This window comes from Lacipirellulaceae bacterium, from assembly GCA_040218535.1.
Taxonomy (GTDB): domain Bacteria; phylum Planctomycetota; class Planctomycetia; order Pirellulales; family Lacipirellulaceae; genus Adhaeretor.
This window is the reverse complement of record JAVJRG010000005.1, coordinates 1,067,844-1,089,468: the sequence shown is the minus strand read 5'-3', so window position 1 is coordinate 1,089,468 and position 21,625 is coordinate 1,067,844. Positions and strand designations below refer to the sequence as shown.

The following is a 21,625-nucleotide window of genomic DNA, read 5'->3' as shown; positions in this document are numbered from 1 at the left end:
TGTACGTATTGGTTCCCGGGGGGGCTACCAAGAGGTGCGTACTGTCTGATCCTGTAACAAGCAGATTGTTGCGGCGTGGATTCAGACAACCATCTCAGCTCCAAGGCGGTCGCTGTGTCACAGACGCGGCTCCCGTGGGATCGAACTATGAAACTCGCAAGCTTCTCGCGACAGATCTCTTGCGGTCTGTTCATGCTAGCATTTGCCGTTGCTCCTCAACTGGCAGCCGCCCATCACACGGGCGATCAGCACATTCACTTCCAGAAGCCCAACTTGGGTAAGTCTACCTCCAATGAGGGACTACAGTTTCGTAGTTCGACGAGGGTAGCGCAAGAGCGTGCCAGCACTCAACGGCGAAAAGCTGAGCCTCAGCCAGACTCGCCCGCACCAAAGCCCGTTCGTGTCGCGAAGAAGCGTGTCACTTCTCAACCGAACAGCGGCGAGTTGACAACTAAGCGAATCTCAAAGTCGTCAGAGACTTCTACCAGACAGCCAGCTTACATCGCCCAGGCGCGAGAAGAACAAGCGAGGAAGGTCGCGAATTCGACAACTCGACAGCGCTCGTATCGGGACGATGCGGTTCAGCAGGCCAGTTACAACGACCGTGAACGACTTGCAATGCGGGGTCACTACCAAAGACCACGCGGCTACGTACAGCAAACTTCGTTCTGCGAGACGTGCATCGGCGACTGCACTTGCGAACCAGGTTGCGGAATCATCGAGCCTGGGTGTGGATGCGATCCTGGTTGTGGCATTATCGAACCTGGCTGTGGCTGTGAACCTGCGTGTGGAATCTACGAACAAACCTGCGGATGTGCTGAGCCTGGCTGTGGAATCTGTGAAGCCACTTGTGGTTGTGATCCAGGGTGCGGCTTCGTAGAGCCTGGATGTGGATGCGACACCCTAGGCGGTTGCGACGCCTGCTGCGGTGATGGCGTTGGCTGCGGCACCTGCGTCGGTTGCCCTGGTGACGATTACGAATGTATCCCCATCTGCATTCCTCGTTTCAAGGAACTCTACGCCTGGGCAGGTGTCCACGGATTCAAAGGGCCTCGCGATAGTATTGCTGGTGGACCCGGCGATGGGAACTTTGGTTTCCAGGAAGGTGTGAATATCAGTGGGCGGGCACCGTTGGTCGGTCTGCTCTTCCCCGAATTGAGCTATCAACTGGGATACCAAGCCGTCCAGAGCCGACTCTCCGGCACGTCCGACGGTGACGCAAGCGACCGTAGTCAGCAATTCGTCACAGGCGGCTTCTTCCGTCGAGTGCCTGTCGGTTTGCAGTTTGGTGCGGTTTTCGACCTGATGCGAGACGACCTGATTAGAGAAGAAGACTTTCATCAGATCCGCTATGAGATGAGCCTCAAGAGCCCGAAGCGTCGAGAGTTCGGCTTCTGGGGTGCTTCTTCAACCAACAACGTCGTCATCGGGGGAATCAACTATGAGTCTGTTCAGCAATACGCATTGTTCTACCGTTGGCACTTCCGCAACGGCGGAAAGGGTCGACTTTGGGGCGGCGGTACCAATGACGATGAAGGACTGTTTGGCGGTGACTTCTGGGTGCCTCTGAATGATCGATGGTCGCTCCAATCCGGCTTCAACTACCTGATTACCGACGCGACTGCTGGAACCATCGGCGCACAGGAAGAATCATGGAACGTCGGCATGAACTTGGTCTGGCACTGGGGCAAGACGGCTCGCCGCGGATGCGACAGCCCGTTCCGACCAATGTTTAACGTGGCTGACAACGGCTGGATGTTTATCGACCAGGCACGGTAGTGGTTGAGAGGAAGAAAATCACCGCCGGTGGTTCGAGATGTGGAAGTCGTCTGGCATCCGCTGGCGAAGCTCTTGAAGGGTGAGAGATTTGCTCTCTTCCTTCTCGCCCCAGCGGCCAAACGTCACTTCCAGCTCGAAGGGTTCGGCGAGATTAGGTCGCTTGACTATGAGCTTCGCCTGATCGCCAGCTTGGTGTTCGGCGATGAGGCTGGTGAGATGAACAAAGCCTTTCACCTCGACACCATCAACGTGTGTAACAACGTCGTTGGCACGTAGACCGGCTTGTTCCGCCGCGCTACCAGGAAGCACAAATTTGATAGTTCCATCGTTCTGAGTGATGTCTCCTCGAATCCCAAGTTGCGCCGAATTCCGGACTTCAACCTGCGCAACCTTCGGAAGGTTTTCTCTTAGACGGGCCACCGAGGCAGGAGAGACCTTGGTTCCGTAGAATTCAATTCGCTGGAGTTGTTGAGCAGAATCCAACATCTTCAGATCTTCGGCGGCGACCTTCGCTGAATAGAAGCTGACCACCGTGACCGCCTTCACTTCGGCAACAGCGGAGAGAATCTTTGCATCGGTTTTTGCATCCGGACCAAAGACAACTTGCAACGCTAGAAAGGAAGTGTTGACCAAAAGCCGCGGATCGCGTCGGATCTCGGCTCCAGACTCGAACAATGACTTGATCGCCACCTGCTCTCGAAACCGCTCCAGGATTCTCCGAGCGATTTTGGCTTCTGCTGGTCGGCTTTCCAGCTCCGACAATCGTTGCAGTGCGGCAAAGCGAAGCTCATCATCGTCCCCGCCGGACCACTGCAAAAGAATGTTCACCGCACGCGTGGACTTCTCCAAAGCATCTGCCCGGGCCGCTTTGTCAACAACACTGACGGCTGGCATGCCCGCCTCAGCTAATTCACGCTGGGCTTTCTCTCGAACGGCATAAAGTCGATCATCCAACTGATTCACCATCCGCTCCAACGCTTCAACGGATGGCACCTTCTTTTCAACGTTCTCCTTCCGCGGTGAAGAATCTTTAGCGACACCCGGCGAACTAACAAGTAGTGCGACCCCAAGGGCAATCAGTCGTAAAAGGCGATTAGTCATAAAGTTACTAGAGCGATCCAAATCCAAACACGTTCCGTGCGACCATTGTAGTATAGCACTTTAGTGCAGAATACACCGGACTCGTGGCTTGCTACTCCAGCGGTGAGCCTATTCTGAGCAGTAGTCTATTCACCGCAAAAAAGAGGTAATAGGCTTGGCCGTGGATGCGCTGCGCCCCTCGCTTCAAAATGTCCGGCGAGTAGGATAACGTTGTTCAAGCTCTACCTTTGCGGTTCACCACTGAGCAACCCATAAACGACTTGGATTACGCAACTCAATACACGTCACCCGTAGCCCCCCAAATGAAGATCGCCGTTCTAGGTAACGACCCGGAGAGTCAGTCGCTAGCCGAAGCTGCCCTACGGCTTGGGCATGAGGTTTCGTTTCTGAGTAGCCCCGAGAACTTCAACGACCCTGCTGCAACGAGTCATTTGCCCGAGCTATTCTACCCCGCGTCTTTCGATGGCGTGATCGTGGGCCCTGCTGCAGACTCTTCGTCTTCGCGTGAGCTGCAGATCCAAGAGCTTATGAAGTTAGGGCTACCGATACTGGCAGTTCATCCGGTCGTCGGAGAAGTGCTTGCCTATTTCGAAATCGATATGGCTCGGGGTGAGAGCGGAGGCCTTCTGCAACACTATAACCCGCTCACAGAGCATCAGATTCTCTTGCGACTTGCTGAGTGGATACGCGAGGGTCACCCACAGATTGGCCGTGTTGAGCAGGTAGTCGCCGAGAGGACCTTTGAAGACAGAAGCCGTCCAGCGGTTCTGAATCACTTTGCCCGCGATGTCGAAGCGCTGATTCGCATCGCCGGTCCGCTCAATCGCATCGGCGCGCTAGGCTCGGGCAACGAAGACGCCGCCTATGCGGGTTTGAGTGTGCAACTCTTAGGCAAACAGGCTGTGCCGGTCCGCTGGTCGGTTGGACCCGTGAGTACCGAGCCTGGACTTGAGATAACGCTCGTGGGTGAACAGGGCCGCGTGTCCCTCCGATTTGATAGCGACCACCAAGTAGTTGAAGGAACGCATCCCAGTCCGCTAGCGATGGCTTCTGTACCAGAGCCGATTGCACCAGGCGAACAAGCTATCGAGCGTTTCCTCAGAGCAATCGACCTAACAGAGGCTGCTTCAACGTGGTCTGACGCTCTGCAGGCGATGGAGTTGGTAGACTCGATAGAAATCAGCCTACGACGTGGGCGGATGATTGAAGTCCATCACCAGCAACTCACTGAGCACTTGGCTTTCAAAGGAACGATGGCAGCGGTTGGCTGTGGCGTGATTATGGTCTTCCCACCGCTATTGCTGCTTCTCGGTTGGATCGCCGGCCTCTTTGGGATCCCCTTACCAAGACATTGGTACGCCTATCTACTGCTAGCAATGCTGGCGTTGTTCTTGGGGCTGCAGGTGCTGCCGAAGCTGGTTTACAGCGATAAGCCAAAGCCAGAAGAACCTTCGTAGTCCATTCCCCCGAGCCGTCAGGCGTCAGCCGACGGGTTGAAGTGGTAGAGAGTACTACCCGTCGGCTGACGCCTGACGGCTCTTTGGGATCCATTGTCGAATTCTATCAATTACGTCAAGTTTTCGGGGTCTTCGCGCCGATCCAGAAACTAGAGGCCCATGCTTCTCCGGGGGGAGAACTGCGCAGCTCAGCAAACTCTGATTTCCCCCAAATGCCTCGACGATCTCGTCAACTCCTGCTGTCTCTAGCTGCAACTACGTGCCTCGTGGCGAGTGGTTGTATGCAGCCGCACATGCGGAGCAGTTCCTACGGCTCGATACTGGACAACAACCTCTTTACGTTGGCACTCGACAGTATTCTCGTTCCTTACGATGAGTCCCGGAAGCCATGCAACGACACGGCCTGGGGGCGAGGCACTGGCTGCGACATTGGATGCCCGTTAGAAGCTCCGCAAACGGATGTCGTCTACTGTGACGAGGCAGGCAACTGCGGGCTCCAGGTTATGTCGGCAAAACCGCGTCGCGAGCCGACGCCTCCCCTGGTGAAATACGAGCCACCGAAGCCACCCAAGTTTTTCGCCGTACCAACTCAACCGGCCTTCACCGAGGTTGCCAGCGACTCCCCAATCACGCTGCGTGGTTCGGTTGAACGCAACTTCGGGCCACAGTTGACGTTTCCAGGACGCGATTAGCCGCACCACTGTCAACTTAGGCCGACTCTGCGGGCTACGGTTTGTGCGGTTTAAGCGTGTCGTAACGCTGGGCCGATTCTCCCCCTTAGTGACTTCTCGCCGTGTTCCCGTCGCTGCCAAGGATTGGCCGCGTGCACTGCTAGCGGTCTCCCCGCACTCGCGTTGTCTCGCTGTCTAGCGCGAGTCGACTTAGCCTATTCGGACGACCCACCTGATGCTCGACCCGCTCCAGAGCGACCCGCCTCGCCGATTCTCTCTCCTCACCCTGACACTCGGGCTCCTCATAGCCGGAACAATGTCGGTCGAGAATAGTTACGCGGTCAGCGACACCCGACTCACCCCCGTCGTCCGTGCGGTTCGCCAAGCATCTCCTTCGGTCGTCAATATCCAAGGCCAGAAGTCCGTCGGCGATTCCACAGGCATCGGAACTCGGCAAGTCAATGGAATGGGGACTGGGGTCGTGATCGACCCCCGGGGGTATATTCTCACCAACCATCACGTTGTTGATGGTGTCCGCCAAATCAACGTAACACTTTCCACCGGACAAAGCTACATCGCTCAAGTGATCGCCCACGATCGCGAGACCGATCTCGCCGTGATCCGCATTCGCACGCCGAAACCATTGCCGATCATCAACATTGGCACGTCTAGCGATCTTCTCACCGGTGAGTCCGTCGTCGCGGTGGGGAACGCCTTCGGCTACGAGAACACGGTTACCACCGGCATCATTAGCGCGTTGCATCGTAATGTGCAAGTCAACGAAACCCAAAAGTATCTCGACCTGATTCAAACCGACGCAAGCATCAACCCGGGAAACTCTGGGGGACCGCTGCTGAACGTTGATGGCGAGATGATCGGCGTGAATGTCGCTGTGCGAGCCGGGGCTCAGGGTATCGGCTTTGCGATTCCCGTCGACAAAGCTCTGAACATCGCGACCCGTTTGATTAGCATCGAACGACTCGACCGCAACTGGCACGGCATGACGCCACTGGCCGTTGACGGCCCACAAGGTCCGGTGACGCTTGTAAAAGTCGACCGCGACAGCCCCGCGGAGGAAAGCGGCCTCCGTCGTGGCGATGAAATCGAGCGGATTGGCAGCACACGAATCGCCCGACCCTTGGACGTCGAACGAGCTCTGCTCGGCCGCCGACGTGGAGAACGCATTGCCGTGCAAGTCCGTCGTGATGGACAAACGGTTGATCTCGATTTGGCTCTGGCTCAACTGCCGGGCGTCGGTTCCAGCAGGTCGCAGAGCATGGCCGCCAAACCAATTACCAACTCCAAGGCTCCGCGTGGCTCGTTCGCGAACTCGACGTGGGAAAAGCTTGGCCTGGAACTTAAACCGGTGTCCCGCAGCACCTTCCGCAAGAAGGGGCTCCCCTTCCAAGGCGGTATGGAAGTCGTCCGCGTCCGCTCGGGCAGCTCCGCTGATAGCGAAGGCGTGATTAAGGGAGACATCCTGGTCCGCGTCCACCGTTGGTACACCACCAACGAGCAAGACGTCCGCTACGTGATGAGCCGTGGTCGATCGCTCTCAGGCAATGTGCGGTTCGACATCGTGCGGGGGGATGACCGCTTCTTCGGGCATTTGGCGATGGGTGAAGATGGGACCTCGCGACGCTAATCCAGCGCCACTGTCACAGTCTTCGATTCCGTATAAGCTTCCAGCCCAGCTTCGCCGAGTTCTCGACCGATGCCGCTCTGTTTGAAGCCGCCAAACGGAGCTGCCGTGTCGAAGACGTTGTAGCAGTTCACCCAAACCGTTCCGGCGCGGATTTTCGCGGCCAAACGATGAGCCTTGCCGATGTCGCGGGACCAGACTGCCGCGGCGAGGCCGAAGTTCGTGTCATTAGCTCGGCGGGCAATTTCGTCCACGTCGTCGAATTTCAGCACTGAAAGGACTGGGCCGAAGATTTCCTCGCGGGCGATCCGCATATCGTCGGTGACGTTGGCGAACAGCGTTGGCTCAACGAAGTAGCCCTCGTCGCCGTGCCGCTTGCCGCCGGTGACGCACTTCGCGCCATCTTCTTTACCGTAGTCTACATACTTAAGGATCTTATCGAACTGGGCCTGATCGACTTGCGGACCTTGTTCGGTTGTTGGATCGAACGGATCACCGACTTTGCGAACCGTATTGCGTTCAGCGAGGCGATCGACCACTTCATCGTACGCTTTGCCCTCAACGTACAACCGGCTGCCGGCACAGCAGCATTGGCCTTGGTTAAAGTACAAGCCGAAGTGCGAACCGGCAACTGCCGCTTCGAGATCGGCATCGGCGAAGATGACGTTGGGGCTCTTGCCGCCAAGCTCAAACGTGAGTCGCTTGGTCGTGGCCGCCGCGGCCTTCTGAATAGTCTGTGCCGTGGTGCCTTCGCCGGTGAAGGCGATTTTGTCGACCCCCGGATGCTCAACCAACGCGGCCCCTGCCGTCGGACCGTAGCCGGGAACGACATTGATCACGCCATCGGGGATACCCGCTTTCTGTGCAAGCCGCGCCATGCGTAAGCAAGTCAGTGGTGTCTGCTCAGCGGGCTTCATGACGATCGTGCAACCAGCGGCCAGTGCCGGGCCCCATTTCCACGCGCACATCAGTGCGGGGAAATTCCAGGGGATGATCTGGCCGACAACGCCCACGGGCTCGCGACGTGTGTAGCAAAGGTTCTCTCCGCGGATCGGAATAACCGAGCCTTGAATCTTGTCCGCCCAACCGGCGTAGTAGCGGATGCAGTCAATCACCAGCGGAATATCTGCGGTCCGCGAATCGTTAATCGGCTTGCCATTGTCGAGCGTCTCGAGCGCGGCTAGCTCATCTGCTTCCTCTTCCAAAAGGTCGGCCAGCTTGTACATCAAATGCCCGCGATCACGCGCATCCATCCGTGACCATTCGCCCCCATCGAATTGAGCCCGCGCTGCATCGACGGCCAAATCGATGTCCGCTTTGTCCCCTTCGGCCACCTGAGCGATGACTTCACCCGTTGCCGGGTGAATCGTTTCAAAGGTTTTTCCGCTAGCCGCTGGAATCCATTTGCCGCCAATGAAGCATTGGGTTTGACGAACCTCGGGACGGGCGACAAGTTTCTTCGACGACACTTCATTGAGTTCAGCAGTGGCCACGATTGGGTTCCTCCGATGAGCATGTAGGGATAAGTCGTGATAATCATCGTAGCAAATTCCGCCTCTGCCTGCGAGCTAGGAGTTACAGGCTGTAGCTTGGGAGCACAGACGCCTCAAGTTCAGCGGCTTAGACGGCGGTTAATTAATCCTGAACTAAGTAAGCCTAGGAGAAGCAGGGTATTAGGCTCGGGGATAGAAAAGGTGGACGATTGCAAAGCGAACCGCTGCTGCTGCCATGCGAGGAAGTCATTCCCTGCACTCTGTCCATCTCCGTCGGCGTCTGCCGTTCCGAAATTACCGTAGACCGTTTGCCATTGCGAAAGGTCAACCTCATTGACTTGCCCGTCTCGATCGAAGTCAGCCGTTGCCAAAGCCGGCGCGACGACGACTTGGCCATCCACGAAGGTCTCTCCGCTGCTGTAGGTGAAAGTGAACTCACCTGCTGAACCTGGGGAAACTGCTTGGCCTAAATTGAGCCACTCCCCAGGTGCGAGCGATGACTCACCTTGCAGGAACGCTTCGACAAGTGAGAAGGCGTTTGCCGTGCCGAGCACTTCCCAGCCGTCGCCCGTTCCGCTGCCTGCGGGGAAGTTAACGCGGCTTTGGGTTTCAAGTTCCGACCAGCCGGCAGCGTTCAGCATCGGCGTTGTGCTTTCGATCTCGTAGTAATCCAAACTGATCGTTTCGTCGGAATGATTGCGGATCGCTGTGAATCCGGTTACAGGATCGACTTCCAGAGTAAGTGTCGGCTCAGCGGGGATTAGTGCTCGGATTTCTGCGTCGGTCAATGCGTGGTCATAGATGCGAAAGTCGTCCATCAGGCCGATAAAGTCACCCGCGGGCGAAAAAACTGGGGAGCGGCCCAGGTCCAGGTTGGTCGCCACCCCTCCTCCGGTATTGATAAACGTGCTTCCGGGGTTACCGCCAGTGGCCACTCCCGGTAATTGCTCTCCATTAAGCAACACCTCGATATCCAAATAGTCGAACGCTCCGCCGGGCACCCGGATGGCCAAGTGGTGAAAACCGGCGTCGACGCCCGTGAAATCGAATCCGCTTCCCCAAGTGACATTGCCACCGCTGTAACGGAGCCGAATGCCGCCCCCCTCCAATGAGACATCGAACGAGCGGCCTTGCTGCCCGGTACCGTAGCCAAACATTTTGTTTTCCGCGCCGACCTCCTCTTGGTTAAAGAAGAAGGCAATGGTGCGCTCGTCGTTTCCATTGGGAGCCGGGTTCAAGGACGATGGGAGACGCACATAGGAAACACCGTCGTCGTTCGGTAAGCGAATCGCATCGCCCAGGACACCGGGGATGCTCGTGCCGACGTTCGCTACGATCGTTGCATTGTTGTTGCCACCAGGCGCTGCGGAATCAAGAACCGTCGAACCGTTCAGGTCATCAAACGTGTAATGCACCAGCAACTCAGCGGACGACAAGCTCGTCAGCAGGGCAAGGCTGGCGAGAGCTTGGAGAATCGTGGAGGCATTTCTCATTGATCAGCCCTCCCCGTTGCTCGCTGCCGTCGCAAGAACCAACCACCCCCGCCAAACAGCAGGAGAATCGCTGAGGAAGGCTCCGGAACACCGTTCAACAAAGCCTCAAACGATCCGCTGCCGTGGAAATCCTCATAGATGGACTTGAACAAGCGAAAGTCGAGACGGTCGACCTCCCCGTCCAAATTGACATCGCCGATGGCATAACCCTGGGTCACCGAGAGCGCACTCAAATCGGAACCGAATGAGGCCTTGAGCAGCAACCAATCCGCAGCGTCGAGCGTATTGCTTTGGTTGAAATCTCCCTGGAAAGTAGGCCAGAGCACCTGCGGTAAATCGACCGCCGTTCCCGTGGATCGCAGAAGTGGCATCGACGCATCGACCGAATCAAGATAGCTGTGCAGTTGAGCGCTGAGCCGAAACTCCACCGCAGGATTCGTGCCCAATAGGTCGTTCGTCTCGCCGATGTCGTTGAGTAAATCGTAGAGTTCGTACTGCCCGGTCTCGTACTGGTAAACCATTTTGTACTGATCGTCACGAATCGCACTAACGAACGATCCCCCCTCGAACGGAATGCGTTGCTCCGCGGCGCGGACATCTTGGTTGCTGCGGTTGGGGTAGTGCCAGTACTGGAAGCCCCGTTCGTGAGTCCCGCCTTCTAGTGCCGCGGCGAAACTGACGCCGTCCATCACCTCATTGCGTGGGACTGCCGGATTGCTGCCCAGCCCCGTCAGCTCAAGCAGCGTCGGGTAGAAGTCGTGGCTGGAAACGCGTGCGTTGCTCGTTGTGCCCTGCGTGATATTGCTGTTGCCGGTCCAACTTGTGATCAGTGGAGAACGAATCCCCCCTTCGTAGAGACTGCCCTTCCCCTCGCGTAGTGGGCCGTTGCGTGTGGCAACGGGGTCGCCGAGTTCGCTAACATTTAGCCCGCCGTTGTCTGAGGCGAGCATAATGATCGTATTGTTCCGCACACTATCGACCATGTTGCCATCGCCGTTGGGATCTTCCAGTCGATCAAGAATCCGACCGAGCGACTCGTCCATTTTCTCTAGCATCGCGGCATAGACGGCGTTGTCATGGCCCTCGAGATCAACACCTTGAGTGGTAAGGTCAGCGATCTTCTGAGTGTACTTATCGATCAACGGCTGCGGAGCATCGAGCGGCACATGCACTTGGTAGGGAGCGACAGTCAGGAAGAAAGGGTTTGTCGCCGCAGCCCGCTGCTCGATGTAAACTTCCGCGAAGTCGGTTAGCACATCCGTCAAATAGGCGTCGGCAGGATAGCCCGAAGTGATTCCCGGCATTCCCGCCCAACCTCCGTCCGCCCCGGCGAAAAACCCGTCGGACACCGGATTGCACGGACAACCCGCCCCGCCGCCGGCGATGTTGGTATCGTAGCCATGTGAAGTCGGCCCCGCCCCGGCGTGCCACTTGCCAATAAAGCCGGTGTGGTATCCGCCTGCTGAGGAGCCCAGCGACTCAGCGAGAGTGATTTCGCTACCGGGAATCGCTTTCACCGGCACTGGCGACCTGAGCGACGCACTTTGATTCACCGCCCCGCCTGTGTGATCGGTGAAATCGGTCCGAGCAGAAGTCTTGCCAGTCATCAAAGACGACCGCGTCGAGGAACAAACGGGTGTCGCCGAATAACCTTGATTGAAGACGACACCCGACTGGGCAAGTCGTAACAGGTTAGGCGTTTCGTAAACGGGACTGCCTGTTGGGTTGAGCGCGGCATCATGCTGCCAATCGGCCCAGCCAAGATCGTCCACGAAAAAAAGGACGACATTTGGTTCACCCGCTGCGACAGCATTCCCTGCAAGAAGCGAATGAGCAACGAACAGACCAACCACAGCCAGTCCAAGGACACGCGCGTATTTCGATCCTCGCATCAAAATCCTTCTCCTCTTCTCTACCTGTTCCGAAGTGCAGCGGCTTCATTCGAGAGTTGCAGCGTCGAACAGCGTTCATGATAAGGCACTGTTCATGACAAGACACTGACCGATACTACGACAAAACTCCGACTCGGGCACCGATTCTTACAGAATTCGCGAAAAGGTCTCGTTATCGGCTTTGGTGGCCGCGTGAACGGCTTCCAACTCCAGTGAGAACCATCACCAAAGCAACCATAAGTGTTGTAGGCTCGGGGATTTTTGCTACGAACAGCCCAACGGACCCGTCGGTGAATTCCAGGAGATAAGCAAGCTCGCCCGCGTCGTTCAGCCAGCGGACAGCTCCCCCTTCGCCACCGCTTGCTTGCAAAGATCCACTTCTCTGCAATGAGCCAAAGAATCCAAAGGTGTGGATGTCGGCGACCGTCTTGAAGAGTTCCGCTTCGGTGGGATCGGTATCGACCAAGTCTCCCTTGCGGGCGATCAACACGTTGCGGCCCTCGTGGTGCGCCCACAGGCCAAAGTTGTTGGTACTGTCGATCCCCACGCCACCCAGGCGAGCCATGAACGCGGTTTGCCCACTACTGTTAATCGTGTGATCTCCAACGAAAACGGAAAACGCTACGCCGTCGCCAAGCCCGGGGCCGAGAGGGCCGCTGAGGGTTTGAGTCGCAAACGGCTCGACGCCGCTGGGGGTGAGCTTCCACAAAGCACTGCCCGACTGAGAGAGTTGACCGCTAAAGCTCATTTGGCCGTTGCTTGCAATCGCGGGAGTGCCAACGAATCGCCAAGTTTCGTTGCCGAAGCCTGGCCCCATCGGGCCATTGGTCCCTGCCATGGCGATTACCTCTTTGGACTGACCATCGGCTCGAATGATGTAGCCGGTACGAGAAGCATCATCCAATTGACCGGCGATGGCCATGACACCATCGTTGGTCATTCCGAACAGGGACGCATTGGCAATTTCAACCCCCGCACCAAGGCCGGGTCCGAGAGGACCGTCAGTGCCGCTGACAACGATCGGGACATTCATCGCGCCGTCGAACTGCCAGACGCCAACCGTCGAGTCAGCGTTGGCGCTAAAGCCAACACGTCCTTGATTGTCAATGTGGAGCCGTGAGTTAAAGTTGCCGAAAAGCGACCCATCGGCAAGCTGCGGCCCCTGCGCTCCCGCGGTTCCACCACGAGCGATGACGCGAAGCTGGCCTTCATCCCACAGCCAAATTCCGCGGTCGTTGCGAAAATTGATGTTCGTCCCCCGCAGTTGCCCGCGAAAGGCTGCTATGTTCGAGTCGTTGATCACGAGACCTAAGAAAGCTTCGTTGCTTGGAAATTGTGTTTGAGGATCAACAGTTTGGAATACGACGCCCGGTCCTAGTCTGGGCCCGATTGTCGGCTCATCACGAGACGCACTAGCGATGAGTTGCGGCGCTCCGTCGGTGGGATCGATCCATGGGCCAAAGACGTTGTCAGAATTTGCCAGGAATGCGGTCCCGCCGGAACCCACGCTCACTGACGATTCGTTGATTCGATCCAACCGCAAGCCGGGTGATGTGGTTTCGTCTAGTGAGAACGTCTGCACAACTGGCCCCGTCGGTTCAACACGCCAGATGCCACCTCGACCAAAAGTGCTGCCGGGGCCTGCGAAGAGCAGATCTCCCTGACCGTTGAAGGAGAAGGTTTCGATATCAACAAACCGGCCACCGCCCAGCACTTGCGGGACGGAAAACTCATTGAAGCCTCGAGTCCGAGCAACAATACGTGATGGGAATGCTGCTGAAGCGTTATCCGTTAGGAGGATGACGCAGGACAGAACGAGGAGCGATACTCTACGAATGGAATACATAAGGTCTACTGAGAAAGAATGTTCGTCGCTAGCCAGACTTACCAGGCAAACGTGCTCACGCAGCAGAATAACACGCCCTGACGACGAAGGCAAAATTTGAATGTGAGTCTCGCGGATTGGACGAGCCGGTCAGCTACTATGATTGTGCCCTTTCGAAACATAGTAGCAAAGAGAAATCTAACGCTCTCAGGCCAAATCTAGCCACCTGCTTTGCGATACACGGTTCCCCGTTCGACCTCAGTGAAGCCGAGCTTGTCGTAGAACTTCAGAGCTGCTTCGTTACTAGCCATCGTTTGCGCCTCGAAGGTCGTAATGCCGCGCCTTCTCAGTAGTCGTGCAGCCTCGCCGAGAAGATAGCTAGCCGCTCCGCGGCGGCGGTGGTCGGGATGGGTGGCCAATTCAAACAGCCCGGCTGTCGCCATGCCCCAACCTGTGGAGAGCGGCTGCACATCCCAGAAGGACGCAGTCGCGAGGACGTCGTCTTTGTACTTATCAACAAGTTGAAACCGATCTCGCTGCAGTCCGCTCCAGACACAAGCCTCCCACCAAGTTCTTGAAGGCGGGTCGATCTTTTCGACGACGTTGGTCATCCTCTTAAGCGAGCGAAGCTCCCGAGTCATTTGCGGACGAAGAGTCGCGATGTCTGACTGATAGATGCAAACCTCATCGACAGTATCGTAATTGTTCCGCTGACATGCTTGGTTGAAGAGGTCGTCGGTCGCTAGGACACCAGGGATTTCGCTGCCTCCGTAAAGGCCGAGGTAAAACGAATTTAGCGGCTGGATCCCGCCGGCATAGAACACGCTCGCGCCGCGACTTCGTTGGTATTCCTCGCTTGCGGCGAGAAGCTGATCAGCGAGCGCCTCATCGCGATGCGACCCGTGCAACATTAAAACGTGCGTGGTGCCAAAGCTCGTATCAAGTTGGCTACCGTCGTCACTGGGGCCGAAGCCCGCGTGAACGAAACCGACCGGGCGTTCGTCATGCGTGGCGACGATCAGCCCGCGGGGGTCGAAGTGCATCTTGGCAAACACACCATACTCGAGAAGCATCGCGGAGACCGGTTGGAGGACACCTCGCTGAGGAGGCTGGCTCCGCCAGATTTCAGCCAGATGGGGCGGATCCGTATTTTCAAACGGCCGGAGGCGATACACGTGCGAACTACGCTCGGTGAGGGCAAGTCGGAGCTGAGGCGAAGCAGGTGATTATGACAGACCGGCCTACGAAGGGGGAGGGTGGAAGGCGGACGGCGGAAAATCTGGTTTCGCCGCTGAGCTTGCTCCGCACTTAAGCCGCCGACTTCGCCCGCAGCTTTCGCCGCCGTTCGCGGCGGTCGGTTGGGGTACCCTTCCAACGGCGATGGACCCACCAGTATTGTTCGGGAGCCTGACGGATCATCTGTTCAAGGCCATCGGTGTACCACTGCGTGAGGGCCGGGATGGTACCGTGCTGAAAATCGTTCGATTCAGGATCAATCAGATCAGCCAGGCACATTTCAAAGTGCAGGGGCTTATCTCGCCGCAGAACGCCACTAACCGCCGTCGGGGCGCGGCCGCTCAATGTGAATACGGCCACCGCTTTATGAGTGGAGGCCGGCTTGCCGAAAAAGTCGACCCAACACGCCGTATCACCGGCGTACTGATCGCCAAGCAAGACGAGCGTGCCACCAGATTCCAACAGGTGGGCAATCTGGCGGCTGCTATCCGACTTAGAGAGCATGTGCTGGCCGGTCGCTCCACGGAACTCAGTCACCCAGCGGTCGAGGTAAGGGTTGTCCAGCTGCCGAGCGATCGTGTGCGTGGGAAAACCGTGCAAACCCAGCAAGTAACCGCCGAGTTCGAAGTTCCCCAAATGGCCCGAGATGATCACCGTGGGCCGTCCGCTTAACAGTTGCCCCGTGAGCGTAGGCATGTCGGGAATCGTCGAATGTTCCCGCCAGTTGGTGCGATGGACTTTCCGCGGTGCATGAGCGATCTCAGCGATCATCAGAAAGAGATGCCGCCACATCCCAAGAGCGATCTTTTCATGCTCCTGGATTGTTCCTTCCGGGAAGGCAGTTTTCAGATTCTCTTCAACCACCTTGCGACGAATCTTCAGCACACGCCATACGAACCACGCCAGATGCTTCGAGGCATCTTCGACGGTCTCCAGAGGGAGAGATTGCACCAGTCCGACCACTAAGCGGACAGCAAGATAGGCCGAATAGTCTTTTGCTTTCCGTAGCATCCATTTCCTAATCTGTAGGAACCAAGTCCGCAGCGGCTTCCGTTGCCACCAAGCGTGCTTCTATTGTGATCGAAACGATAGGCTGCCGTGAAGAGCGCTTCGTGAGCGACTTCTGTGCCAGAAAAAAATATAGGCGAAATATCTCACCAGCAAACTGCCTTCTGAGTAGTTGCAAATCCTTATCTGGCGGTCGCTTAATACCGTGATAGCTGCTTGCCGCAGGTCTCGCAGAATTATGTCGGGGTAAGCCATCAGGAACTTAAGGGCTGGTCAGACTTGAAGAATCTGTAAAATGCGTTTCAAGCAAGCTCGGCTACGGAAAAAGCCGGCAGCGGTCTCGGAACAGACCCGGCATGCGACAGGACTGGATTCACTGTGGGGGTGATTCCTAGAGGCTTTACCTGTGCATTCTCAGCTACTGCATTTCTAAGCTTCTGTGCACTCGTACTTCGATGCGCCTCGAAGATCTCTCCTACGTGTCCTTTTTGTCAGGGGCTCCCATGAAAATGGAAGGAGAAGAGCATGAGCACTTGTTACCTGAGGAGGAGGTTGCGCCTCTATCTAGTGACGATGACACTTGTTGGTTGGGCGTTTGCAACACCAGCAAGCTCGCTGGCGCACGTCGGACTCGATTCACCCAATGGAGGGGAAACGCTGACCGCAGGTGAGACGTTCACCATCGATTGGACGAATCTCATCACGCACAACACGACCGGCTACAACCTCTGGTATTCCCTAGACAGCGAGCATGGCCCTTGGGAGGACATCGTTAACGGCGTTGACCCTGGGGATCTCGTTGACGGCTTCCAACTCAGCTTCGATTGGGAAGTTCCTAGCATCAGTGACGAATCCGTCTGGGTCCGCGTCCAGCAGGAGAATGGCGGCGAGAGTTACTACGACGTCAGCGACAATAGCTTTTCAATCCTCACAGCCAACGATCCGTTGGACTTCAACGGCGACGGCACCGTCAACAGCGGGGACCTCATCAACTGGACGAGCGGGTACGGGTTAGGCACTGGAGCAGCCAGCTCCGATGGCGACGGGGACGCGGACGGGGATGTCGATGGTGCCGACTTTATCGCTTGGCAGGGTGACGCCCAGCCCGGCACTGCTAATCTGGCCGCCGTTCCCGAACCTGCGACGCTAATCTCGGCATTCGTTTCCTGCCTATTGCTAGCGGTACACCGAGTTCGTGTTTAGGCTGAATGGTGGCACTCAATTTGTTTTTTCGGAACTAGAAGAACTTCTTTCCAAAGGCTCTTGAATTATGCGTACCAAGAATCTTTTTGCATTTTGTCTAGCGACCTGCCTTGCTGGTGGGGCAACACGGGCGGCTTTGGCCGAATTCCGTACCATTGATGGCTCGGACAATAACCTTGCGAACCCCAACTGGGGCGAAGCGGAGCAACCGCTCATTCGCATGGTCACACCCGACTACGAAGACGGACACAGCGTTCCACGAGGGATGACAACCTTCAATCCGGCCACGGGTATGGGGACATCGCGTTTGGCTAATCCTCGCGACATCAGCAACACGGTCGTCGCCCAAGGGAATAATTCGTTCCTGAATCACAAAGGAGCGAGCGATTGGCTTTGGCAATGGGGTCAGTTCATTGATCACGATTTCGCGCTTGAAGAGCCCACGCCAACGAGCGATCCGTTTATGATTCCGCTTTTGGACGTCAACGACCCGCTTCGGAATCCCATGTTTCCGTTCATTCCCTTCCGGCGGAACGACGCCGCCCCAGGGACCGGTGTCCCGGGGACTCCACGAGAACAAGTAAACGCTCTGACAGCTTACATTGACGGCTCGAACGTCTACGGTTCAGATCAGGCCCGTGCCGATTTCCTTCGCACGATGAGCGGTGGCCAACTGAAAACTTCTGTGGGTAATAACGGCGAAACCTTGCTGCCGTTGAACGACGCGACCAGTCCCTTCCCCAATGCCAATCCGCCCGTTTCACCGGGCGATACCCCTCCGCCCGCAGAGGAACTGTTCCTCGCGGGTGACGTACGAGCCAACGAACAAATCGGCCTGACTGCTGTGCATACGTTGTTTGTGAGAGAGCATAATCGTCTAGCGACTGACCTTGCCGGGCGTTCAGACTTGCCAACCTTAGTCGCGAACGCCGGATTCAATTCCAGCAACGCCGCCGACGTGGATGAATACATCTACCAGACCGTGCGCAAAGCGGTCGGGGCCCAGATCCAACGGATCACCTACGAGGAATTCCTGCCGATGCTTATTGGCGATGCCCTCTCGCCCTACGCCGGCTATGACGATACGGTCAACGCCACGCTAAGCAATGAGTTTGCCAACGCGGCCTATCGTGTGGGGCACACGCTGCTTTCCCCAACCATTCATTTGCACGATGACAACGGCAAGCTCGGCGAAGTCGCCCTCCGCGACGCCTTCTTCGAACCGCAATTTACCAAAGACAACGGCATCGAAACCGTCCTTAAAGGACTGGCGATGCAGAAGGCACAAGATGTCGACGCCTTTATCGTCGACGAAGTGCGTGAATTCCTCTTCGCCGAGGGCAACGGCGGACTGGACCTGGCCGCCGTGAACATCCAACGGGGTCGCGACCACGGCCTACCGAGCTACAACGACGTGCGTCGCGGGCTGGGCCTTAGTCCGATCACCGATTTTGATGACGTGACCACCGACCCCGGCGTGGCGGATGCCTTGGAAAGCGTCTACGCATCGATCGAAGACATCGACCTGTGGGTCGGAGCCGTCGCCGAAGACGCCCTGCCTGGAAGCCTCGTCGGCGAATTGCTCAGCGAAATCATCGCTGACCAGTTTGAACGACTACGGGATGGCGACCGATTCTTCTATGAGGGCGACGCGGATGCACTAACGCTGTTCCCGGAACTGGCCGACTCGACGCTTTCGGACGTAATTCTGTGGAACTCTGGGATCGGCTGGATGCCTGAGAACGCGTTCCTGGCGGTGCCGGAGCCGACAGGAATTCTGCTAGTGGCCTCAGCGATGCTCCTGTTCACCACGAAGCGTAGGAGAACGTGAGACTTGCGAATCTTAGACGTGCTTCGGCTCACCCTTCAAAGGCAACTTCACAGTCTTCCCGGTCATCGCTGCCTTATAGATGCCCTGAATGATTTCAACCGAGCGGCGGCCCTCGTGGCCGTCGACGCTGGGGGTGGTGTATTTCTTGATCGCTTTTACGAAGTCGGCGATTTGCAGCGCGTGGCCGTGGTGGCCGATGGCTGAAGGGTCGGCGGCGCCGCCGCCGGTGCTTTTGCTACTGGCCATCGCTTTGTGGATCGCTTCATCACTCTTCAGCTTCTTTGCAAAGTCCCACTTTTTGATGTCTTCTTCCTCGACCACCGCGCTGCCGTGGGAGCCGTGGAGTTCGATCCGCTTGAGATAACCAGGGTAAGCCGCCGTGGTCGCTTCGATCACGCCGAGAGCGCCATTCTCGAAGCGGAGCGTGGCGACGGCGACATCTTCGACTTCAATGCGCTCGTGGGCGAGCGTGTCGGTGATTGCTTGAATCTCAACGACTGGGCCCATGAGCCAGGTGAGCAAGTCGACGGTATGGATCGCTTGGTTCATCAAAGCACCGCCCCCATCAAGAGCCCATGTGCCACGCCAAGCCCCGCTGTCGTAGTACTCTTGCGTGCGGTACCACTTCACGTAGGCATCACCGAGGGTCAAACGTCCGAAGCGATTCTTATCAACCGCTTTCTTGAGCGTAACGAACGAATCGTGGAACCGCGAAGGGAATACCGCGGCCAGCTTCACTCCGGCCTTTTCACATTCCTTGATGATCTTGTCGCACCGCTTCAGCGTGATTTCTAGCGGCTTTTCAATCAGCACGTGCTTACCTGCCTTGGCAGCGGCGACGGCCGGTTCCATATGGGCTCCGCTGGGGGTGGCGATGGCGACACAATCGACTTCGTCCGAGGCGAGCATGTCGTCCAACGAATCGTAAGCGGCACAGTTCTGCTCTTTCGCGAACGCCTCGGCCCGCTCCCCCGCGCGGTCAAAGCAGGCAACAAGCTTCGCGCCGCGAACATCGGCGAGCGCCTTCGCATGAAAGTTACTAATCATTCCAGTACCGACGATGCCAAATCCGAGTGCCATGACTAACGATTCTCCGTAGAGAGTATGAAAGGGAGCTTGTAAGTTTTCGGCAAGATTGCTCAAGAGCGTAGAAACACTGTTTCTTGGGCTGCTATTATGCTCGAAACGTGCCATCTTTCTACGGTCTGCCATTGCCGCGCTTAGGTTCTTGGAATCGCGAAGCAAATAATCGGAGTTGAGACATCCCCTTGTATGAGCCCCGCCTACACGTCGTCCTCTATCAGCCGGAGATTCCCTACAACACGGGGAGCGTGGGCCGCACGTGCGTTGCTGTCGGTGCAAAGCTGTGGTTGGTACGACCGCTGGGATTCCGAGTGGACGCCCATCACTTGAAACGAGCCGGACTGGACTACTGGCAATATCTCAACTGGCAAGTGGTCGACAATTGGGATGAATTGCTAGAAAACCTGCCCGTGGAGCGGCACTGGTACCTGACCAAATTCGCGATACGTGAGTATACGAGCATCGACTTTGAGGAGGGGGCCGTCCTGGTCTTTGGGCGGGAGTCGCAAGGGCTGCCGCCTGAGATCCGTGACCGCGATCCTGAGCGACGTCTGAGAATACCCACCCGGCCCGAAGTGCGGAGCCTTAATCTCTCGAATAGCGTCGCTGTTCTGGCTTATGAATGCCTACGTCAGTGGAACGGCTAAGCCGCAAGCCGTAAGTGGCAGCTTGAGGAGAAGTTTGTCTTTTCTGTGAGATTTTCGACGGCAATTGTTGTTCGACTCCGCCAAATTGTCATCTCGCTTATTCCCTTGAACTCGGGTCGGGACTCGTGTCGAACCTTCTGAGGACTGCATGGTCCGCAACTTGCACATGTAGGCCTAGAGCGATGTGCCAAGCTTAAACGGTCTGGAAAGCGCAACAGTTGTGCTCAATATCACGACACAGCTAGCCCAGACAGAAGATGCGAAAGCCTATTATTCAGGCACTTGACAAGAAAAACCTGGTTGGGGGCGAATTGACGCTTCCGACGCTAGCGGTCAAGATAGTGGACTGCTCCAAGAGGTATTATTCGTGATGACGCTAGTTAGTGGCTTCGAGAAAATCGTCAAGGCGGACCAGCCGCTGGCTGAGCGTACGTGGCTACGGCTCGGCGGGCAGGCACAATTCTTTGCCACGCCCAATTCGGTCGATGAACTCGCGGCTTTGGTACGTCGCTGTGCCAACGAAGAAGTGCCCGTCAGGCTCATCGGTGGCGGCTCGAACATCCTCATTCGCGACGAAGGGGTCCAAGGAATGGTCATCGACCTTTCCAGTGCCGCCTTCTCAAATATTCAGATTACTGGGAACTCAGTCGTTGCCGGTGGCGGCGCGAAGCTCGCCCACGCGATCAGCGAAACGGTTCGCGAAGGACTGGCCGGCCTGGAGCCCTTGGTCGGAATCCCAGGCAGCGTCGGCGGAGCTTTGCATGGCAATAGCGGCAGCCGAGGTGGTGACATCGGTCAGTGGGCGTGCCGTGCCACGGTAATGACCCGCGCGGGGGAAATCCTCCAGCGGCAGCGTGAAGATCTCGTGTTCGCCTATCGGCAAAGTAGTCTCGACGAGTTGGTGATCCTCAATGCGGAATTCCAACTCGAGCCAGACGATCCGGCTCAGCTTACGAAGCGAATGCAAAAGCAGTGGATCATCAAGAAGGCGAGCCAGCCACTCTCCCATGAGAATGTTGCTTGCCTCTTCAAGAATCCCCGTGGCATGAGCGCTGGAATGCTCATTGAACAGGCGGGGCTGAAGGGCACCAATGTGGGTGGCGTCTCCATCAGCCAACGGCACGCCAATTACATCGAAGCCAACGAAGGATCGTCCAGCCACGACGTGCTGCGATTGATCGACATGGTACGCAGCCGAGTTGCCGAGCGACTTGGCGTCGAACTCGAGACGGAACTTGAGATCTGGTGATTGGCTGTCGGCTGT

The 21,625-nt window shown here is 57.0% G+C and carries 16 protein-coding genes; 8 read left to right on the top strand and 8 right to left on the bottom strand.

Annotation, left to right across the window (positions count from 1 at the left end; all coding sequences use genetic code 11):
* The first annotated feature begins 147 nt into the window (after positions 1–147).
* Positions 148–1,779 carry a hypothetical protein gene (locus RIB44_04665; GenBank protein ID MEQ8615868.1) on the top strand — a complete coding sequence of 544 codons (1,632 nt, stop codon included), beginning with the start codon at positions 148–150 and terminating at the stop codon, positions 1,777–1,779.
* A gap of 18 nt (positions 1,780–1,797) precedes the next feature.
* Here RIB44_04665 and RIB44_04660 read toward each other — a convergent pair whose 3' ends face one another.
* Positions 1,798–2,880: a PDZ domain-containing protein gene (locus RIB44_04660; GenBank protein MEQ8615867.1), complete on the bottom strand. Its 1,083-nt coding sequence runs from the start codon at positions 2,878–2,880 to the stop codon at positions 1,798–1,800.
* 302 nt (positions 2,881–3,182) lie between these two features.
* Between RIB44_04660 and RIB44_04655 the strand changes: the two genes are divergently transcribed.
* The 3 genes from RIB44_04655 (at position 3,183) to RIB44_04645 (ending at position 6,653) form a co-directional block, all read left to right on the top strand.
* Positions 3,183–4,337, top strand: coding sequence for a hypothetical protein (locus RIB44_04655; protein ID MEQ8615866.1), 1,155 nt, complete (start codon positions 3,183–3,185; stop codon positions 4,335–4,337).
* A gap of 212 nt (positions 4,338–4,549) precedes the next feature.
* Positions 4,550–5,029 carry a hypothetical protein gene (locus RIB44_04650; protein ID MEQ8615865.1) on the top strand — a complete coding sequence of 160 codons (480 nt, stop codon included), beginning with the start codon at positions 4,550–4,552 and terminating at the stop codon, positions 5,027–5,029.
* 214 nt (positions 5,030–5,243) lie between these two features.
* Complete coding sequence (locus RIB44_04645; protein MEQ8615864.1) at positions 5,244–6,653, top strand: trypsin-like peptidase domain-containing protein; 1,410 nt, start codon at positions 5,244–5,246, stop codon at positions 6,651–6,653.
* Here the strand turns inward: RIB44_04645 and RIB44_04640 are convergent.
* The 6 genes from RIB44_04640 to RIB44_04615 all read right to left on the bottom strand — a co-directional run bounded on the left by RIB44_04640 (position 6,650) and on the right by RIB44_04615 (position 15,600).
* Positions 6,650–8,143, bottom strand: a complete 1,494-nt coding sequence (locus RIB44_04640; protein MEQ8615863.1) for an aldehyde dehydrogenase family protein — start codon at positions 8,141–8,143, stop codon at positions 6,650–6,652. The two genes, RIB44_04645 and RIB44_04640, sit on opposite strands and share 4 nt — an antisense overlap.
* Before the next feature lie 119 nt (positions 8,144–8,262).
* Positions 8,263–9,636 (bottom strand): LamG-like jellyroll fold domain-containing protein, encoded by a 1,374-nt coding sequence (locus RIB44_04635; protein ID MEQ8615862.1) that lies wholly within the window; start codon positions 9,634–9,636, stop codon positions 8,263–8,265.
* On the bottom strand, positions 9,633–11,528 hold the full coding sequence (locus RIB44_04630) for a sulfatase-like hydrolase/transferase (protein MEQ8615861.1): 1,896 nt from the start codon (positions 11,526–11,528) through the stop codon (positions 9,633–9,635). The genes RIB44_04635 and RIB44_04630 overlap by 4 nt, the downstream gene beginning before the upstream one ends.
* Before the next feature lie 172 nt (positions 11,529–11,700).
* Complete coding sequence (locus RIB44_04625) at positions 11,701–13,374, bottom strand: hypothetical protein (protein ID MEQ8615860.1); 1,674 nt, start codon at positions 13,372–13,374, stop codon at positions 11,701–11,703.
* A gap of 197 nt (positions 13,375–13,571) precedes the next feature.
* Positions 13,572–14,528 (bottom strand): GNAT family N-acetyltransferase, encoded by a 957-nt coding sequence (locus RIB44_04620; GenBank protein MEQ8615859.1) that lies wholly within the window; start codon positions 14,526–14,528, stop codon positions 13,572–13,574.
* A gap of 133 nt (positions 14,529–14,661) precedes the next feature.
* Positions 14,662–15,600, bottom strand: a complete 939-nt coding sequence (locus tag RIB44_04615) for a lipid A biosynthesis acyltransferase (protein MEQ8615858.1) — start codon at positions 15,598–15,600, stop codon at positions 14,662–14,664.
* Positions 15,601–16,122: 522 nt separating this feature from the next.
* On the opposite strand from RIB44_04615, the gene RIB44_04610 reads away from it, so the two are divergent.
* Positions 16,123–16,800, top strand: a complete 678-nt coding sequence (locus RIB44_04610) for a hypothetical protein (GenBank protein MEQ8615857.1) — start codon at positions 16,123–16,125, stop codon at positions 16,798–16,800.
* A 67-nt stretch (positions 16,801–16,867) separates the two neighbouring features.
* On the top strand, positions 16,868–18,631 hold the full coding sequence (locus RIB44_04605) for a peroxidase family protein (protein MEQ8615856.1): 1,764 nt from the start codon (positions 16,868–16,870) through the stop codon (positions 18,629–18,631).
* A gap of 12 nt (positions 18,632–18,643) precedes the next feature.
* On the opposite strand, the gene RIB44_04600 is transcribed toward RIB44_04605, so the two are convergent.
* On the bottom strand, positions 18,644–19,711 hold the full coding sequence (locus tag RIB44_04600) for a Gfo/Idh/MocA family oxidoreductase (protein MEQ8615855.1): 1,068 nt from the start codon (positions 19,709–19,711) through the stop codon (positions 18,644–18,646).
* Between the two features lie 188 nt (positions 19,712–19,899).
* Between RIB44_04600 and RIB44_04595 the strand changes: the two genes are divergently transcribed.
* Together RIB44_04595 and murB are read left to right on the top strand one after the other, a co-directional pair.
* Entirely contained in the window at positions 19,900–20,361 is a 462-nt protein-coding gene (locus RIB44_04595; protein MEQ8615854.1) for a tRNA (cytidine(34)-2'-O)-methyltransferase, read from the top strand.
* A gap of 370 nt (positions 20,362–20,731) precedes the next feature.
* Positions 20,732–21,610: a UDP-N-acetylmuramate dehydrogenase gene (gene murB / locus RIB44_04590; GenBank protein ID MEQ8615853.1), complete on the top strand. Its 879-nt coding sequence runs from the start codon at positions 20,732–20,734 to the stop codon at positions 21,608–21,610.
* The last annotated feature ends 15 nt before the right edge of the window (positions 21,611–21,625 follow it).

Bases quoted from the DNA above. Each gene is read 5' to 3' on its own strand.
- RIB44_04665 (MEQ8615868.1), top strand. From the start codon at position 148: ATGAAACTCGCAAGCTTCTCGCGACAGATCTCTTGCGGTCTGTTCATG.
- RIB44_04660 (MEQ8615867.1), bottom strand. From the start codon at position 2,880: ATGACTAATCGCCTTTTACGACTGATTGCCCTTGGGGTCGCACTACTT.
- RIB44_04655 (MEQ8615866.1), top strand. From the start codon at position 3,183: ATGAAGATCGCCGTTCTAGGTAACGACCCGGAGAGTCAGTCGCTAGCC.
- RIB44_04650 (MEQ8615865.1), top strand. From the start codon at position 4,550: ATGCCTCGACGATCTCGTCAACTCCTGCTGTCTCTAGCTGCAACTACG.
- RIB44_04645 (MEQ8615864.1), top strand. From the start codon at position 5,244: ATGCTCGACCCGCTCCAGAGCGACCCGCCTCGCCGATTCTCTCTCCTC.
- RIB44_04635 (MEQ8615862.1), bottom strand. From the start codon at position 9,636: ATGAGAAATGCCTCCACGATTCTCCAAGCTCTCGCCAGCCTTGCCCTG.
- RIB44_04630 (MEQ8615861.1), bottom strand. From the start codon at position 11,528: ATGCGAGGATCGAAATACGCGCGTGTCCTTGGACTGGCTGTGGTTGGT.
- RIB44_04625 (MEQ8615860.1), bottom strand. From the start codon at position 13,374: ATGTATTCCATTCGTAGAGTATCGCTCCTCGTTCTGTCCTGCGTCATC.
- RIB44_04615 (MEQ8615858.1), bottom strand. From the start codon at position 15,600: ATGCTACGGAAAGCAAAAGACTATTCGGCCTATCTTGCTGTCCGCTTA.
- RIB44_04610 (MEQ8615857.1), top strand. From the start codon at position 16,123: ATGAGCACTTGTTACCTGAGGAGGAGGTTGCGCCTCTATCTAGTGACG.
- RIB44_04605 (MEQ8615856.1), top strand. From the start codon at position 16,868: ATGCGTACCAAGAATCTTTTTGCATTTTGTCTAGCGACCTGCCTTGCT.
- RIB44_04600 (MEQ8615855.1), bottom strand. From the start codon at position 19,711: ATGGCACTCGGATTTGGCATCGTCGGTACTGGAATGATTAGTAACTTT.
- murB (MEQ8615853.1), top strand. From the start codon at position 20,732: ATGACGCTAGTTAGTGGCTTCGAGAAAATCGTCAAGGCGGACCAGCCG.